This window comes from Streptomyces sp. NPDC085931 (assembly GCF_044540565.1).
Classification (GTDB): Bacteria; Actinomycetota; Actinomycetes; order Streptomycetales; family Streptomycetaceae; genus Streptomyces.
Map to the genome: position 1 here is coordinate 305969 of NZ_JBITSK010000005.1, position 17975 is coordinate 323943.

The window sequence follows — 17975 nt, forward strand, 5'->3', positions numbered from 1 at the left end:
ACCGCTCCTGTCCGCGTCAACGTGGGTGGGCGGAGGTGTATGGGGAGGTGGGTCCTGCGTGGTGCTCCTGAGAGGGGTACCCGCAGGAGCCTTCCCACCCTATTCGGGTGGGCAATCCGGCACTTTGTTAACTACTCACGCGTATGTCGACACACAAGACCGGCCTCGTCCGCGGCGGACGAGGCCGGTCCTTGCGCGCGTCTGCTGCTTCCGCCTACCCCCGCGGCACCCGCAGTAACGTGTCCGGTGAACCGATTCCCCGGCCGGACACCCTCCCGGCCGCCGCGGCGGTGGTCAGAGCCGCGCTGACCTGCGCCGGAGTCGCCTTCGGGTGGGCGGAGAGATACAGCGCGGCGGCGCCCGCGGCATGCGGGGAGGCCATCGAGGTACCCGAGAAGGCTGCCCGCGCGGTGTCGCTCGCGGCGGTCGCGGACGTGATGGCGACGCCCGGGGCGAACAGATCGAGGGCCGGGCCGTGGTTGGAGAAGGCCGGTTTTGCATCCCTGCGGTCGGTCGCCCCGACCGTGATCGCCTGCCTGACGCCCGCCGGGGAGTACAGCTCCGCCGGCCTGCCGTCGTTGCCCGCGGCGACCGTGTACGTGACGCCGGAGGCGATCGAGGCGCGCACGGCCGCGTCCAGCCGGTCGTTGCGCGGCCCGCCCAGGCTGAGGTTGGCGACCGCCGGCTTCCTCGCGTGCCGGGTGACCCACTCGATCCCGGCGATCACCCGGGCCGTGGTGCCCCCGCCCCGTGCGTCGAGGACGCGCACGGAGACGACCCGGGCCTTCGCGGCGACGCCGTACGCGGCACCGGCGACCGTGCCGGCGACGTGCGTGCCGTGGCCGCTCGCGTCCGAGGCGACCGGGTCGTCCCCGACGAAGTCCCAGCCGTGGCGCGCCCGGCCGCCGAAGTCCCGGTGCGTGGTGCGCACGCCGGTGTCGATCACGTAGACCGTCACCCCGGCACCCGCCGGCGCGGGCGAGGTGTAGGTCCCGTCCAGCGGCAGCGCCGGCTGGTCGATCCGGTCCAGCCCCCAGGAGGGCGGTCTCACCCGGGCGCCCTCCAGCCGCACGCGGGTGTCCTGCACGACCGAGGCGACCCGGGGGTCGGCGGCCAGCCGCCGCGCCCGTCGCTCGTCGGCCCGGACCGCCCAGCCGTTCAGGACCGTGCCGTAGGTGTGGCTGATCTCCACCCCGTACGTCGCGGCCAGGTCCCTTCCGGCCGCGGACCCGGCCCGTGTGCCCTCCTCCAGGGTCACCAGGTAACTGCCGTGCACGGAGCCGGGTGCGCCGGCGCCGAGTATCCGCCCCTCCGGTACGGCGTGCGCGGGCAGGGCGGTGGCCGAAAACGCGAGGGCGCAGAGCGCCGCGGCCAGACCCCCCGTTCCGCGCAGACGCCGCTGTCGCGTCCGTGCCATGGTCCGAGTTCCCCTCCTCGACTCGGCGTACGGCTGCCGCGCGGGGGCCGCGTGCGGCCGGCGCGGGCCGGTACGCCAGGGGCAGCCTCTCGTGGCGGGTGAAACACCACAAGGACGCCTGTGGGGGCGGAATCGGCCATATCCGCGGACGGGCCTGTTCAGGCCGATCGGGGGCACGGTGGCGGAGCGTCCGCGAGGGCGGCACCCTCGCCGGTACTGTCGTAGGAGACGTCGTTGAAGCCCTGCAGCATCCACAACGCGCCGAGGTGGAACCCGTGAAGGCGATCCGTCGATTCACCGTCCGACCCGTGCTCCCCGAACCCCTCCGGCCGCTCAGCGATCTGGCGCGCAACCTGCGCTGGTCCTGGCACGCGGAGACCCGTGACCTGTTCCAGGCCGTCGACCCCGAGCGGTGGGCCGCCTCGGGCGGCGACCCGGTCCGGCTGCTGGGCAGCGTGCCGCCCACGCGGCTCGCCGAGCTGTCCGAGGACCGCCGTTTCCTGCGCCGCCTCGCCGCGGTCGCGGGCGACCTGAACGACTACATGACCGGCGACCGCTGGTACCAGGCCCAGCCCGAGGACCTGCCGGCCGCCATCGCCTACTTCTCACCCGAGTTCGGCATCACGGCCGCCCTGCCGCAGTACTCCGGCGGCCTGGGCATCCTCGCCGGCGACCACCTGAAGGCGGCCAGCGACCTCGGCGTCCCGCTGATCGGCGTCGGCCTGCTCTACCGGCACGGCTACTTCCGCCAGACCCTCTCCCGGGACGGCTGGCAGCAGGAGCACTACCCGGTCCTGGACCCCAACGAGCTGCCGGTCGCCCAGCTGGAGGAGCCCGACGGCACACCCGCCCAGGTCGCCCTCGCGCTGCCCGGCGGCAAGCAGCTGCACGCCCGGATCTGGCTGGCGCAGGTCGGCCGCGTGCCGCTGCTGATGCTGGACTCCGACGTCGAGGAGAACGACCTCGGCGAGCGCGGCGTCACCGACCGGCTCTACGGCGGCGGCAGCGAGCACCGGCTCCTCCAGGAGATGCTCCTCGGCATAGGAGGGGTCCGGGCGGTGCGCACGTACTGCCGGCTGACCGGGCACCCCGCGCCCGAGGTGTTCCACACCAACGAGGGGCACGCCGGCTTCCTCGGCCTGGAGCGCATCGCCGAACTGTGCGCCGACGGCCTGGACTTCGACTCGGCGCTGGAGGCGGTCCGCGCGGGCACGGTCTTCACCACCCACACCCCCGTCCCGGCCGGCATCGACCGCTTCGACCGCGAGCTGGTCGCCCGCCACTTCGGGCCCGACGCCGAACTGCCCCGCATCGACGTCGACCGCGTCCTGCGGCTCGGCATGGAGACCTACCCCGGCGGCGAGCCCAACCTGTTCAACATGGCCGTGATGGGCCTGCGCCTGGCCCAGCGCGCCAACGGCGTCTCCCTGCTGCACGGCAACGTCAGCCGCGAGATGTTCTCCGGCCTGTGGCCGGGCTTCGACCCGGACGAGGTGCCGATCACCTCCGTGACCAACGGGGTGCACGCCCCCACCTGGGTCGCCCCCGAGGTGTTCCGGCTCGGCGCCCGGCAGATCGGCGTGCAGCGCGCCGAGGACGCCCTGACGCTCGGCGGCTCGGAGCGCTGGGACTCCGTGACGGACATCCCCGACCAGGACATCTGGGATTTGCGGCGGAGCCTGCGCGAACAGCTCGTCGAGGAGGTGCGCGAGCGGCTGCGGGCCTCCTGGCGGCAGCGCGGCGCCGGCACGGCCGAACTGGGCTGGATCGACGGCGTGCTCGACCCGGACGTCCTCACCATCGGCTTCGCCCGGCGCGTCCCGTCGTACAAGCGGCTGACGCTGATGCTGCGCGACCGCGACCGGCTGATGGAGCTGCTGCTGCACCCCGAGCGGCCGATCCAGATCGTCGTCGCGGGCAAGGCGCACCCGGCGGACGACGGCGGCAAGCGGCTGGTGCAGGAGCTGGTGCGCTTCGCGGACGACCCGCGGGTGCGCCACCGGATCGTGTTCCTGCCCGACTACGGCATGGGGATGGCGCAGAAGCTCTACCCCGGCTGTGACATCTGGCTGAACAACCCGCTGCGCCCCCTGGAGGCGTGCGGCACGTCCGGCATGAAGGCGGCGCTCAACGGCTGCCTCAACCTGTCCGTCCTGGACGGCTGGTGGGACGAGTGGTTCCAGCCGGACTTCGGCTGGGCGATCCCCACGGCCGACGGCGCGGGGACCGACCCGGACCACCGCGACGACATAGAGGCCGCGGCGCTGTACGACCTGCTGGAGCAGCGGGTGACGCCCCGCTTCTACGAGCGCGGGCGGAGCGGGCTGCCCGACCGGTGGATCGAGATGGTCCGGCACACGCTGAGTTCCCTCGGGCCGAAGGTGCTGGCCGGGCGGATGGTCCGGGAGTACGTCGAGCGGCTCTACACGCCGGCGGCGCTCGCCCACCGCGCCATGGACCCGGACGCGGCCCGGGACCTCGCGGAGTGGAAGGGCCGGGTGCGGGCCGCGTGGCCGGGCGTCACGGTCGACCATGTGGAGACCTCCGCCGCCGAGGCGCTGGCGGAGCTCGGTACGACGCTGGGGCTGCGCGTGCGGGTCGGTCTGGGCGCGCTCGGGCCGGACGACGTGGAGGTGCAGGTCGTCTCGGGGCGGGTGGACGAGGAGGACCGGATCGGGGACGCGACGATCGTCCCCCTGAAGCCGGTGGGCGCCGCCGAGCAGGACGGGCAGTGGGTCTACGAGGGGCCGTTGTCGCTGGATCGCACCGGACCCTTCGGGTACACGGTGCGGATCCTCCCCGCGCATCGGCTGCTGGCGTCGAGCGCGGAGCTGGGCCTGGTCGCCGGTCCCTCCGAGGAACTGGTGGCGGCCGGGGGGCTGTTGATGCGCTGAGCGGGCTCAGGGCGGCGTGGCACCCTGGGCGGCGAGGGCGCGCAGGACCGTGCCGCACCTGCGCGCGTAGGCGTGCTGGAAGCCCCGGGTCGCCGGGCCGCCCGCCTTCGCGTACCACTTGGCGGCCCGGCTGAAGGCGTTCACCGTCAGCCAGACCGTGCCGTCACCGGTGCGGTCGACCACGAAGGACTCCTCGCCGCTCTCCGGGTGGCCCGGCAGGGTGCCGTACGCCCAGCCGGCGCGGCGGGGTTCCTCCAGCGTCCACACCACACGGCAGGGGGCCTTGATCATGCCGGCCAGGGTGACGGTGACGTCGACGCCGGGGGCGGCCCGGTCGGCGGTCGCGTCGACGCCCACGCCCATGGCCCGGTGCATCTCCCAGGTGAGGACGGCTTCCGACGCCCGGCGGAAGACGTCCTCACCCTCGCCGAGACGGGTACGGACGTGCAGGGGGCGAAAGCCCGGCGGGCAGAAACCCGGCTCGCGGGTGGCGCCGACCTCGGCGTAGGTGAAGTCCTCCGAAGACATGGTCACCAAGAGTAGGGCGGTACCCGGACCCGCCTTCGGTCCGGGTACCGCCCAGGGGCGTGGACCGGTCAGCCGACGTTGACGGCGGACCAGGCGGCCGCGACCGCCTTGTACTCGGCGCTGGACGCGCCGTACAGCGCCGAGGCCGCGTTCAGGGTGGCCGTCCGGGCCTGCGCGTACTTGGTCGTCGACGTCATGTACGTCGTCAGCGCCTTGTACCAGATCTGCAGCGCCTTGGTGCGGCCGATGCCGGTGACCGTGGAGCCGTTGGAGGTGGGCGAGTTGTAGGCCACGCCGTTGATCGTCTTCGCGCCGCTGCCCTCGCTCAGCAGGTAGAAGAAGTGGTTGGCGGGGCCGGAGGAGTAGTGGACGTCCACGCCGCCGAGGCCGGAGGACCAGTAGTCCTTGGAGGCGCCGTCCTTGCTGGGTTTGTCCATGTAGCGCAGCGGCGTGCCGTCGCCGTTGATGTCGATCTCCTCGCCGATGAGGTAGTCACCGACGTCGGACGAGTTGTTGGCGAAGAACTCCGCGCCCGCGCCGAAGATGTCGGACGTCGCCTCGTTCAGGCCGCCGGACTCGCCGCTGTAGTTGAGGCCGGCCGTGGCCGAGGTCAGGCCGTGGCTCATCTCGTGGGCGGCCACGTCGAGCGAGGTCAGCGGGTTGGCGTTGCCCGAGCCGTCGCCGTAGGTCATGCAGAAGCAGCTGTCGGACCAGAAGGCGTTGACGTAGTTGTTGCCGTAGTGGACGCGCGAGTAGGCCGCCTTGCCGTCGTTGCGGATGCCGCTGCGGCCGAAGGCGCTCTTGTAGAAGTCCCAGGTGACTTGGGCGCCGTAGTGGGCGTCGGCGGCGGCGGTCTCCAGGTTGGACGGGCTGCCGTTGCCCCAGACGTCGTCGGCGCCGGAGAAGAGGGTGCCGGTGCCGGAGGTGCCGCGGTTGAGGTTGTACGTCCTGTGGCCGCCGCGGGTGCCGTCCGTGAGGTTGTAGGAGGTGCCCGACTTGGTGGTGGAGAGAGTCACCGTGCCGCTGTACGTGGTGTTGCCGGTGCCGGTCTCGATGGCCTGGTGCTCGTAGAGCTTCTCGCCGGTGGCGGCGTCGGTGACGACGTGCAGCTCGTTGGGCGTGCCGTCCTCCTGGAGGCCGCCGACGACCGTCTCGTAGGCGAGGACGGGCTTGCCGTCGGCCGCCCAGATCACCTTGCGGGGAGCGGAGTCCGCCTCGGTCTTCTCCGAGCCGGCCGCCTTGGCGAGGGTCACGGCCTGCTGCTCCGCCTTGGCGGCGGGCACGGCCGGTTTGAGCGAGGCCACCTTGATCGCGGCCTTCGTCGCTCTGGTGACGCCCTGCGTCCGGCCGGACTTGGACTCGTGCACGACGAGGTCGCCGCCGAGGACCGGCAGGCCGGCGTAGGTGCGCTCGTAGCGGGTGTGGACGGTGCCGTCGGCGTCCTTGACGACGTCCTTGACGACCAGTTCCTCCTGCGCGCCGAGGCCGATCTCACCGGCGGTGGCGGCGGCGTCCGCCTGCTGCTCACGGATGAGCGCGGTGCGGGCGGGCGCCGTGAGGAGGACGGGGGCGGCGGCGAGGACCGGCTTGTCCTGCGCGTCGGCGGCGGCACTGCTGCCGGAGGCCAGGCCGGTGGTGAGCAGGGCGCCGGCGGCGACCGCGGTGGCGATGGCCAGCGTGGTGCGCCGGTGACGCGCGTAGTGGGGGGTGATCACACGAGCTCCTAGGTGTGGGGAACTGCTGGGTGCTGTGCGGCGGGTGGGGGAAGAGTGGCACTCCGGACGCGTACATGTCAGGAGTGCCACATGATGTTGGCCGGAAATCGACGGCGAGATGTGCGTCCGGAGCGGGAGAAACGGGCGCCGCCCCGGGGGATTCGAACCCACCGGGGCGACGCCCTGACTCGGGACCGTCCGGGGCTTACGGGAAGGTGAGCTTCCAGCTGTTGATGTAGCCGGTGTCGGCCGCCGCGTTGTCCTGGACCCGCAGCTGCCAGACGCCGTTGGCCACCTCGGAGGAGGCGTTCACCGTGTAGGTGGTGTTCAGGTTGTCCGCGCTGCCGCCGGTGCCGTACCCCTTCAGCGTGTACGCCGTGCCGTCGGGGGCGACCAACTGCACCTGGAGGTCACCGATGTAGGTGTGGACGATGTCCACGGCGACCTGGAGGTCGGACGGCGCGTTGCCGGTCCGGCCGGTGACGGTGACGGACGAGGTGACCGCCGCGCCGCGGTCCGGGATCGCCACGTCGGCGGTGTTCTCGAAGGACGTGCCCCCGCCGCCTCCGCCGCCCGAGCGGGCGCCGACGTTCACGCCCGCCCACGCGTCCTGGACCGCCTTGTACTCGGCGCTGTCGGTGCCGTAGAGCTCACCGGTGGCCGCGAGGGTGCCGGTGCGGGCGCCCGCGTAGTTGGTGGTCGAGGTGAACTTGGTGGTCAGCGCGCGGAACCAGATCTTCTCCGCCTTGTCGCGGCCGATGCCGGTGACCGGCAGGCCGTCCGAGGTGGGCGAGTCGTAGGTGACACCGTTGATGGTCTTGGTGCCGCTGCCCTCGCTCAGCAGGTAGAAGAAGTGGTTCGCCGGGCCCGAGGAGTAGTGCACGTCGATCGAGCCGAGGCCCGAGTACCAGGCGTCCTTGGAGGCGCCGTCCTTGCTGGGCTTGTCCATGTAGCGCAGCGGCGTGCCGTCGCCGTTGATGTCGATCTCCTCGCCGATGAGGTAGTCACCGACGTCGGAGGAGTTCTTGGCGAAGAACTCCACGGTCGAGCCGAAGATGTCGCTGGTCGCCTCGTTCAGGCCGCCGGACTCGCCGCTGTAGTTCAGCCCGGCCGTGTTCGAGGTGAGCCCGTGGGTCATCTCGTGCGCGGCCACGTCGATCGACGTCAGCGGGTTGGCGTTGCCCGAGCCGTCGCCGTAGGTCATGCAGAAGCAGCTGTCCGACCAGAAGGCGTTGACGTAGTTGTTGCCGTAGTGCACGCGCGAGTACGCGCCGACGCCGTCGCCGCGGATGCCGGAGCGCCCGTGCACGTTCTTGTAGTAGTCCCACGTCAGGGCGGCCCCGTAGTGGGCGTCGGCGCCCGCGGACTCCAGGTTGGACGGGCTGCCGTTGCCCCACACGTCGTCCGGGCCGGAGAAGAGGGTGCCGGTGCCGGAGGTGCCGCGGTTGAGGTTGTACGTCCTGTGGTTGCCGCGGGCGCCGTCGGTGAGGTTGTACGCCGACCCGGACTGGGTGGTGGTGAGGTCGACCGTGCCGGAGTACACCGTGTTGCCGGTGCCGGTCTCGATGGCCTCCCACGCGTACAGCTTCGCGCCCGTGGTGGCGTCGGTGATCACGTGCAGTTCCTGCGGCGTGCCGTCGTGCTGGAAGCCGCCGACGACCGTCTCGTAGGCCACGACCGGCTTGCCGCTCGCGGCCCAGATCACCTTGCGCGGCTCGCGGTTGATGCCGGGGCTCTTGGCCTCCTCGGCCTTCCCGGCGGCCAGGGCCTGCTGCCGGGCCTTCGCGGCGGGCACCGCCGTCTTCGTCGTGGCCGGCTCGACGGCGGCGCGGGTGGCCTTCACGACGGCGGCGGTGTCGTCCGCCTTCGTGCTCTTCACGACCAGGTCGCCGCCGAGCACCGGCAGACCGTCGTAGGTGCGCTCGTAGCGGGTGTGCACGGTGCCGTCCCGGTCCTTCAGGACGTCCCGCACGACCAGCTTCTCCTTGGCGCCCAGGCCCAGGTCCTTCGCGGTCCGGGCCTTGTCGGCGTCGGCCTCGCGGATCAGCGCGGCGCGCTGGGCCGGGGTGAGCTTCACCGACTCCGCGCCGGGGATCGCCTTGCTCGCGGCCCGCGGTGCCTTCTCCGGGGCTGCGACGGCGGTGCCGCTCTGCACGGCCGCGGCGATCAGCGCGGCGACGCCGGCGAGGGCCACGGCCGCGGTGCGGCGGGGGGTGTGGGGAGTGCGTCTGTGGGAGGTGCCTCTGCCGGAGGAACTGCTACTCAACACGGACTCCTTCTGCGGGACCGGGGATCGCCCGGCCTGGGGAGGTGGAGGTGTTGCTGTGGGGTTGCTGTGGAGCAGTCGTGGGAAGCGTGGCAGGGGACCGCGCTTTCTGTCAGGAGCGCGTCAATACAATGGCCGGATTCGGTTCGTTGACCGGAAGTTCATGTTCGGTATACGGACGCGTAAGGGACGGCTGCCGTGAGGCGCGGCTGCTGTGAGGTGCGGCTGCTGTGAGGGGCGGCTGCCGTGAGGCCGGCGGCTCCGGCCTCACGGCGTGCGGCGGCTACGCCAGACTGTCCCGCCACGCCCGGTGCAGTTCCGCGAAGCGGCCCGTGCCCGCGATGAGTTCGGCCGGTTCGCCGTCCTCGACGATCCGGCCGCCCTCCATCACCAGCACCCGGTCCGCGATCTCCACCGTCGACAGCCGGTGCGCGATGACCACCGCCGTACGGCCCTTCAGCACCGTCGCCATGGCCCGCTGCACGGCGCGCTCGCCCGGGACGTCCAGCGAGCTGGTCGCCTCGTCGAGGATCAGCACCGCCGGGTCGGCCAGCAACGCCCGCGCGAACGCCACCAGTTGGCGCTGCCCGGCCGAGATGCGGCCGCCCCGCTTGCGGACGTCGGTGTCGTAGCCGTCGGGCAGGGCGCTGATGAAGTCGTGCGCGCCGATCTCCTTGGCCGCCCGCTCGATCTCCGCGCGGGTCGCGTCCGGCCGGCCGATCGCGATGTTGTCGGCGACCGTGCCCGAGAACAAAAACGCCTCCTGCGTCACCATCACCACCCCGCGCCGCAGTTCGGGCACGGCCAGGTCGCGCAGGTCGACGCCGTCGAGCAGCACCCGCCCCGCGGACGGGTCGTAGAACCGGGCCAGCAGCTTGGCCAGCGTCGACTTGCCGGCGCCCGTGGAGCCGACGACCGCGACCGTCTGCCCGGCCGGGAGCGTCAGGTCGAAGCGGGGCAGCACCTCGCCGCCCGTGCGGTAGCCGAAGCCGACGCCGTCGAAGACGACCTCGCGGCCCGGGTGCGCGCTTCGCAGCGGCGGGAGCGTCCGGGGCTTGTCGGGCTCCGGCACGGACGGCGTCTGGGCGAGCAGCCCGGCGATCTTCTCCAGGGAGGCCGCCGCCGACTGGTAGGAGTTGAGGAACATGCCGAGCCGGTCGATGGGGTCGTACAGCCGGCGCAGGTACAGCACGGCCGCCGCCAGCACACCGAGCGCCAGGGTGCCGTCCGCGACCCGGTGGGCGGCCCACAGCACGATCGCCGCCACCGCCGTGTTGGCGATCAGCCGCGAGCCGGTCACATAGCGGGCCATCTCCAGCAGCGCGTCGCCGTTGGTCCGCTCGTGCCGCTGGTTCAGCCGGCCGAAGTCGGCGTCGTTGGCGGCCTCGCGCCGGAAGGCGCGCACCGGCCGGATGCCGTTCATCGTCTCGACGAACTTCACGATCACCGCGGCGATCGCGGTGGACCGCGCCCGGTACACCCGTCCCGCCCGCCGCTGGTAGAGCCGCACGAGCGCGTACAGCGGCACCAGGGACGCCACCGCCACACCCCCGAGGCCGAGATCGAGCCAGAGCAGCATCGCCGAGATGTAGACGAACGACAGCACGACCGTCACGAGCTCCTGCAGCCCCTCGTCGAGCAGCTCGCGCAGCGACTCCACGTCCGTCGTGGAGCGGGAGATGAGCCGGCCCGAGGTGTAGCGCTCGTGGAAGTCGACGCTGAGCGCCTGGGCGTGGCGGAAGATCCGGCCGCGCAGGTCCAGCAGCACGTCCTGGTTGACGCGGGCCGCCGCCGCGATGAACGCCCACTGCAGCGCGCCCGCGGCCAGCGCACACCCCAGATAACCGGCCCCCACCGCGATCAGCGGCCCGTGGTCCCCCGCCCGGAACGCCGGTACGGCACGGTCGATGGCGTACGCCACGAGCAGCGGGCCCGCCTGCACCACCGCCTGCTGGAGCAGCAGCAGGAGCGTCGTGACCGTGACCCGGGCCTTCATGGGCGCGAGCAGGGAGCGCAGCAGGGCCGCGGTCGCGCCCGGGGCAGTGGGCAGGAGGTCCCGGTCGAAGGGGTCACCGGGTGCGGGGCCGCGGTCGTCGGGCTTGCCGCCGGCCGGTGCCGTGGTGGCCGCCGTCATCGGGCCTCCTCCTGTTCCCCCATGTCCGCTCCGGACATCAGGTGCGCGTACTCGGCGTTGCCGCGCAGCAGTTCGTGGTGGGTGCCGACGGCGGCGATCCGGCCGCCGGACAGCAGGGCGACCCGGTCGGCCAGCAGCACCGTGGACGGGCGGTGCGCCACGATCAGGGCGGTGGTGTCGGCGAGCACCCGCCGCAGGGCGGCCTCCACGGCCGCCTCCGTGTGCACGTCCAGCGCCGACAGCGGGTCGTCGAGGACGAGGAACTCCGGCCGCCCCACGACCGCCCGGGCCAGGGCGAGACGCTGCCGCTGGCCGCCGGAGAGGCTGAGCCCCTGCTCGCCGACCTGGGTGCCGGTCCCCTGCGGCAGGGCGTGCACGAAGCCGGCCTGGGCGACGGCCAGGGCGCGCTCCAGGGCGGCCGGGTCCGCCGTGTCCCCGGCCCCCATGAGGACGTTGTCGCCGACCGAGGCGGAGAAGAGCGTGGGCTCCTCGAAGGCGACGGCGACCTTGGCGCGCAGGGTCTCGCGGGGCAGGGCGGTGATGTCGACGCCGTCGAGGGTGATGCGGCCCGAGGTCACCTCGTACAGACGCGGGACGAGCGCGGTGAGCGTCGTCTTGCCGCTGCCGGTGGCGCCGACCAGGGCCATGGACTCGCCGGGGCGGATGTGCAGGTCGATGTGGTGCAGGACGGGAGGGGAGCCGGGCGGCGCGTCGGGGTAGCGGAAGGTGACGTCGTGGAAGCGCAGCCCCCGGTCGTCCGGGTCGGCCGGGGCCGCCCCCGGCACCGGATCCGTCTCCTCGGCCGGCTCGTCCATCACCTCGAAGAACCGCTCGGTCGCGGTGGCCGCCTCCTGGGTCATCGCCAGCAGGAAGCCGATCGACTCCACCGGCCAGCGCAGCGCCAGCGCCGTCGACAGGAAGGCCACCAGCGTGCCCGCCGACAGCGCGCCGTCGGCGACCTGGACGACCCCGACCACCAGCGCGGCGCCGATCGCCACCTCCGGCAGCGTCACGATGACGCCCCAGATCGTCGCCAGCAGGCGGGCCTTGCGCAGTTCCGTGCCGCGCAGCCGCTGCGACAGCTCGCGGAAGGCCCGCGCCTGGCTGCGGTGGCGGCCGAAGCCCTTGATGATGCGGATGCCGAGCACGCTCTCCTCGACGACCGTCGTCAGATCGCCCACCTGGTCCTGGGCGCGGCGGGCCGCGGTGGCATAGCGCTTCTCGAAGACCACGCAGGTGACCAGCAAAGGCACGGCGGGCCCGAGGACGACCAGCCCCAGGCTCCAGTCCTGCACCAGCATGATGACCACGCCGACGATGATCGTCACGCCGTTGACCAGCAGGAACGTCAGCGGGAACGCGAGGAACATGCGCAGCAGCATCAGATCCGTCGTCCCCCGGGACAGCAGCTGCCCGGAGGCCCAGCGGTCGTGGAAGGCCACCGGCAGCCGCTGCAGGTGCCGGTACAGCGCCGCCCGCATGGAGGCCTCGACACGGGACAGCGGACGCGCCACCAGCCAGCGCCGCAGCCCGAACAGCAGGGCCTCCGCGAAGCCGAGCAGCAGCAGGTACAGCGCCCCCAGCCACACCCCGGCCGGGTCCCGGCCGGCGATCGGCCCGTCCACCATCCACTTCAGCACGAGCGGGATCACCAGGCCCACGCACGAGGCGAGTATCGCCACGAACGCGGCGGTGAACAGCCGCGCCCGCACGGGCCGGACATACGGCCACAGGCGCAGCAGTGTACGCACGACGGAACGGTCCTGGGCGGGTGCGGGTGTCGTGGCCATCAGCAGCGAGCCTACGGTTCGCCACTGACACTTCCCACCGGGTTTTTCGCCCGACCCGCCTCGGCCGTTGGTCCTACGACCTGCGGCTCTCCGCCCCTTCCACCCGAACGGCGGACCCCGCCCGGCAAGGCCGCCTCAGCCCGCCACCCGCAGCAGCAGCACCGCCCGCGCCGGGACCGTGATCTCCGTCCCGGCCGGATGCTCCACCCCCGGTGCCTCCCCCTGCTCCTCCAGGCTCGTGTCGACGACGACCTCGTAGCGCTCCGCCCACGGCGGGCCCGGCAGCACGAAGCGCACCGGGCCCTCGCCCGCGTGCAGGACCGCCAGGAAGCTGTCGTCGAGGATCTGCCGCCCGTGCTCGTCCCGGCCGGGGATGTCCCGGCCGGAGAGGTACATGCCCAGCGTGGCCGCGGGCGCGTACCAGTCCTGCTCGGTCATCTCCGTGCCCCGCGAGGTGAACCAGGCCAGATCGCGCAGCCCGTCGGCGGTCTGCGCCCGGCCCGAGAAGAAGGCGCGGCGGCGCAGCACCGGATGCCGGTGGCGCAGCGCGATCAGCCGCGAGGTCAGCGCGCACAGCTCCCGCCAGCCGGGGTCCTCCAGCAGCTCCCAGTCCACCCAGCTGATCTCGTTGTCCTGGCAGTAGGCGTTGTTGTTGCCGCGCTGCGTGCGGCCCAGTTCGTCGCCCGCGACCAGCATGGGCACCCCCGTGGACAGCAGCAGGGTGGTGAGCAGGTTGCGCAGCTGGCGGCGGCGCAGCGCCAGGATCTCCTCGTCGTCGGTCTCGCCCTCGACGCCGCAGTTCCAGGCCCGGTTGTCGTCCGTGCCGTCCCGGTTGCCCTCGCCGTTGGCCTCGTTGTGCTTGCGCTCGTAGGACACCAGGTCGCGCAGGGTGAAACCGTCGTGCGCGGTGATGAAGTTGACCGACGCGTACGGCCGGCGCCCGCCCCAGGCGTACAGGTCGCTGGAGCCCGACAGGCGGTAGCCCATCTCGCGCACGTCCGGCAGCGCGTGCCGCCAGAAGTCCCGCACGGCGTTGCGGTACCGGTCGTTCCACTCCGTCCACAGCGGCGGGAACGCCCCCACCTGGTAGCCGCCGGAGCCCACGTCCCACGGCTCGGCGATCAGCTTCACCCGGCGCAGCACCGGGTCCTGGGCGATCACCGCGAGGAACGGGGAGAGCATGTCCACGTCGTGCATGGAGCGGGCCAGCGCCGCCGCCAGGTCGAAGCGGAAGCCGTCGACGCCCATCTCGGTGACCCAGTAGCGCAGCGAGTCCGTGATCAGGCGCAGCACATGCGGCTGGACCACGTGCAGGGTGTTGCCGCAGCCGGTGTAGTCGGCGTAGCGGCGGGCGTCGTCCTGGAGGCGGTAGTAGCCGCGGTTGTCGATGCCCTTCAGGGACAGCGTCGGGCCCAGTTCGCCCGCCTCGGCGGTGTGGTTGTAGACCACGTCGAGGATGACCTCGATGCCGGCCGCGTGCAGGGCGCGCACCATGCGCTTGAACTCCCCGACCTGCTGCCCGCGCGTGCCGGAGGCGGCGTAGGCCGCGTGCGGCGCGAAATAGCCGATGGAGTTGTAGCCCCAGTAGTTGCGCAGGCTCCTGCGCAGCAGGTGGTCCTCGTGCGCGAACTGGTGCACCGGCAGCAGCTCCACCGCCGTCACCCCCAGCCTCACCAGGTGCTCCACCGCCGCCGGGTGCGCGAGGCCGGCGTAGGTGCCGCGCAGCTCCTCGGGGATGCCCGGGTGCAACCGGGTGAAGCCCTTGACGTGCAGCTCGTAGATCACCGAGTCGGCCCACGGGGTCTTCGGGCGCCGGTCGTCGGACCAGTCGTCGTCATCGTGGACGACGACGCCCTTGGGCACGTACGGCGCCGAGTCCCGGTCGTCGCGCACGGTGTCGGCGACGTGCTGCTGGGGCCAGTCGCGGACGTGCCCGTACACCTCCGGCGGCAGCCCGAAGTCGCCGTCGACGGCCCGTGCGTACGGGTCGAGCAGCAGCTTCGCCGGGTTCCAGCGGGCGCCCGTCCAGGGGTCCCAGCGGCCCTGCACCCGGTAGCCGTAGCGCTGCCCGGGCAGCACGCCCGGCACGAAACCGTGCCAGATCCCGTGGGTCAGCTCGGCGAGCCGGACCCGCGACTCCTTGCCCGCCTCGTCGAAGAGGCACAGCTCGACTCCCTCGGCCCCGCCCGCCCACACGGCGAAATTGGTCCCGGCCACCCCGTCCGGGCCGGCCCGGAACCGGGCGCCCAGCGGGGTCGGCGCGCCCGGCCGGGCGGGCACGACGGGCGGCGGCGCGGCCCGCCGCGTGCCGTTCACGGCGGCGGCCTGGCGCCCGTTCCCGGTGGCCTGATGACCGGCCACCGCCTCCTGCTCGGCTGCGCTGGACACCTGTCAGCCTCCCGCGGCTCGTGGAACGACGGGGGACAGAAGGGGTGCGGCCCTGTGCTGCGGCCCGGGTCGCGGCCCCCCTGCGCGTCGTCCTCCTCACTGTTCTGCCCAGAGCATGGGTCGCACTCACGTTTCCCCGGGGGCGGGCATGGTCGTTTCCCGGGGACGCGACCGGTCGTTGGGCACCTCGTGAGGCACGTACAAGGGCGCGCGCGGCGCGCGAGGGCCGCGCTGGCCGCCGTAGTGACATGGGCAGGGCTCCTCGCCGGGGCCACCGGCTGCACCTCGGACGACGGCGGCGGTATCGCCGGGGTGTTCGGCGCGCCCCCGGTGCCCGAGGACGTCATCGAGGTCTCGCCCGGCGACGGCACCCGGGGCGTGCGCCCCGGGGAGGACCTGCGGGTGCGCGTGCCCGACGGCCGGCTGGAGTCGGTGAGGGTCGTCCGCTCGCAGGACGCGCAGGAGACCCCCGTGCCCGGGCACATCCTGGCCGACGGCCTGACCTGGGAACCCGAGGAGAAGCGGCTCGCGCTCGGCGCCAGGTACACGGTCGACGCCGTGGCCGTGGACGGCGACGGACGCCGCTCGGCCCGGCGCACCACCTTCACCACGTACGTCCCGAAGGAGCGTTTCATCGGCTACGTCACGCCGGAGCACCGCGCCACGGTGGGCACCGGCATGATCGTCTCGCTGCAGTTCAGCCGGCGGATCGCCGACCGGGCGGCCGTCGAGCGCGCGGTGCGGGTCACCGCCCGCCCGGCCGTCGAGATCCGCCCGCACTGGTTCGGCCGGACCCGGCTCGACTTCCGCCCCCAGCACTACTGGAAACCCGGCACGAAGGTCACCGTCGCGCTGCGCCTGCGGGACGTCAAGGGCGGCCCCGGCCTCTACGGCCTGCAGGACAAGAGATTCTCCTTCACCGTCGGCCGCAGCCAGATCTCGGTGGTCGACGCCGCCCGGCACTCCATGGAGGTGCGGCGCGACGGCGAACCGCTCGCCACCGTGCCGGTCACCGCCGGGGCCCCGAGGACCACCACGTACAACGGCAAGATGGTGGTGACCGAGATGCTGGAGGTCACCCGCATGAACGGCGCCACGGTCGGCTTCAAGAAGCGGAACGGCAAGGGCGAGTACGACATCCCCGACGTCCCGCACGCCATGCGCCTGACCGACTCGGGCACCTTCCTGCACGGCAACTACTGGGCCCACCGCAGCGTCTTCGGCCGCACCAACGTCAGCCACGGCTGCATCGGGCTGCGCGATGTCAAGGGCGGCGGCTCGGACACCCCGGCCGGCTGGTTCTTCGACCGCAGCCTGGTCGGGGACGTCGTCGAGGTGGTCAACAGCAATGACAAAACGGTCGCTCCCGACAACGGGCTCGGGGGCTGGAATATGGGCTGGAATGCGTGGAAGGCGGGCAGTGCGGTGAAGTAACCGGACAGGGGGGCGCGTTGACCCGGCCGCCGTTGGGACCGAACAGTGACATTCGCGGGCCGCCGGGGCCGCTCACTTGGTGGTTACTATTCGCCGGTGCGCGGGGGACACGCGCCGGGGAGCGGGCCTGACCAGGTCCGGGGAGGGGAGAACCACTTGAACGTGCGACCGATATCGGGGGCGTCGGTTGGACGCGGGACCGGCAGGCTCGCGCTCGCCGTCGGCGCGCTGCTGTTCGCCGTGACGGCGTGCGGCGGCGGGGACGGCGGCTCCGGTTCCGGCGCGGACGGCGGCAAGGGCAAGGGCGCGGACACCGCGCAGAGCAAGCAGTCCGAGGCCGTCGTCAGCATCACGCCGAAGGACGGGGCCAAGTCCGTCGAGACCAGCGGGGCACTGAAGGTCACCGCGGCCAAGGGCAAGCTCTCGGAGGTCGTCGTCAAGGACGCCGAGGGCAGGCGGATCGACGGGAAGATGTCCGGCGACGGCGCCACCTGGACGCCGTCCACCCACCTGGCCGGTGCCACCAAGTACACCGTCCACGCGGTCGCCAAGGACTCCGAGGGCCGCACCGCCGCGGAGGACGCCGGCTTCACGACGCTGACGCCGAAGAACACCTTCATCGGCACCTTCACGCCCGAGGACGGCTCCAAGGTCGGCGTCGGCATGCCGTTCTCCCTCCGCTTCTCCCGGGGCATCACCAGCCCGGAGGCCGTCGAGAACGCCATCCGCATCAAGACCGAGCCGGCCGTCGACGTCGAGGGCCACTGGTTCGGCAACGACCGGCTCGACTTCCGCCCCGAGAAGTACTGGAAGCCCGGCACCAAGGTCACCGTCGACCTCAACCTCGACGGCGTCGAGGGCCGCCCCGGCGTCTACGGCGAGCAGGACAAGAAGGTCGAGTTCACCATCGGCCGCAACCAGGTCTCGGTCGTCGACGCCAAGAAGCTGACCATGAAGGTCACGCGGGACGGCAAGGTCGTCAAGACCATCCCCGTCACCACCGGCAAGCCCGGCATGGAGACCTGGAACGGCCAGATGGTCATCAGCGAGATGCTCACGGTCACCCGGATGAACGGCGAGACCGTCGGCTACGGCGGCGAGTACGACATCAAGGACGTCCCGCACGCCGTCCGCCTCACCACCTCCGGCACGTTCCTGCACGGCAACTACTGGGCGAGCGGAGCCTTCGGCAACTACAACGCCAGCCACGGCTGCATCGGCCTGCGCGACGTGCGCGGCGGCTGGGACAAGAAGGTGCCGGCCGCGTGGTTCTTCGACAACTCCATGGTCGGCGACGTGGTCGTCGTCAAGAACTCCGAGGACCGGACCGTCGACCCGGACAACGGGCTCAACGGCTGGAACATGTCGTGGGAGAAGTGGAAGAAGTAGCACCCCTCGACTGACGGCAG

At 72.5% G+C, this 17975-nt stretch carries 10 protein-coding genes; 3 read left to right on the forward strand and 7 right to left on the reverse strand.

The features are described from left to right. Window positions 1-214: 214 nt before the first annotated feature. A complete protein-coding gene (locus ACIGAN_RS12575; RefSeq protein ID WP_399857080.1) occupies window positions 215-1417 on the reverse strand; it encodes a S8 family peptidase in 1203 nt (400 codons plus the stop codon). A 275-nt stretch (window positions 1418-1692) separates the two neighbouring features. On the opposite strand from ACIGAN_RS12575, the gene ACIGAN_RS12580 reads away from it, so the two are divergent. Then, on the forward strand, window positions 1693-4311 hold the full coding sequence (locus ACIGAN_RS12580) for a glycosyltransferase family 1 protein (protein WP_365735855.1): 2619 nt from the start codon (window positions 1693-1695) through the stop codon (window positions 4309-4311). A 6-nt stretch (window positions 4312-4317) separates the two neighbouring features. Here the strand turns inward: ACIGAN_RS12580 and ACIGAN_RS12585 are convergent, their stop codons facing one another. The 6 genes from ACIGAN_RS12585 to glgX all read right to left on the reverse strand — a co-directional run bounded on the left by ACIGAN_RS12585 (window position 4318) and on the right by glgX (window position 15132). Next, a complete protein-coding gene (locus ACIGAN_RS12585) occupies window positions 4318-4839 on the reverse strand; it encodes a DUF1990 family protein (RefSeq protein WP_365096605.1) in 522 nt (173 codons plus the stop codon). A 68-nt stretch (window positions 4840-4907) separates the two neighbouring features. Further along, on the reverse strand, window positions 4908-6551 hold the full coding sequence (locus tag ACIGAN_RS12590; RefSeq protein WP_399857230.1) for a M4 family metallopeptidase: 1644 nt from the start codon (window positions 6549-6551) through the stop codon (window positions 4908-4910). A 208-nt stretch (window positions 6552-6759) separates the two neighbouring features. Further along, entirely contained in the window at window positions 6760-8820 is a 2061-nt protein-coding gene (locus tag ACIGAN_RS12595) for a M4 family metallopeptidase (protein ID WP_399857082.1), read from the reverse strand. 283 nt (window positions 8821-9103) lie between these two features. Then, window positions 9104-10954 carry an ABC transporter ATP-binding protein gene (locus ACIGAN_RS12600; protein ID WP_399857084.1) on the reverse strand — a complete coding sequence of 617 codons (1851 nt, stop codon included), beginning with the start codon at window positions 10952-10954 and terminating at the stop codon, window positions 9104-9106. Further along, a complete protein-coding gene (locus ACIGAN_RS12605; RefSeq protein ID WP_399857086.1) occupies window positions 10951-12744 on the reverse strand; it encodes an ABC transporter ATP-binding protein in 1794 nt (597 codons plus the stop codon). The genes ACIGAN_RS12600 and ACIGAN_RS12605 overlap by 4 nt, the downstream gene beginning before the upstream one ends. Window positions 12745-12879: 135 nt before the next feature. Then, window positions 12880-15132 (reverse strand): glycogen debranching protein GlgX, encoded by a 2253-nt coding sequence (gene glgX, locus ACIGAN_RS12610; protein WP_399857088.1) that lies wholly within the window; start codon window positions 15130-15132, stop codon window positions 12880-12882. A gap of 189 nt (window positions 15133-15321) precedes the next feature. Here glgX and ACIGAN_RS12615 point away from each other — a divergent pair, with 189 nt between their 5' ends. Both ACIGAN_RS12615 and ACIGAN_RS12620 read left to right on the forward strand, forming a co-directional pair. Continuing rightward, a complete protein-coding gene (locus ACIGAN_RS12615) occupies window positions 15322-16566 on the forward strand; it encodes a L,D-transpeptidase (protein ID WP_399857090.1) in 1245 nt (414 codons plus the stop codon). Between the two features lie 156 nt (window positions 16567-16722). Further along, window positions 16723-17955, forward strand: a complete 1233-nt coding sequence (locus ACIGAN_RS12620) for a L,D-transpeptidase (protein ID WP_399857092.1) — start codon at window positions 16723-16725, stop codon at window positions 17953-17955. The last annotated feature ends 20 nt before the right edge of the window (window positions 17956-17975 follow it).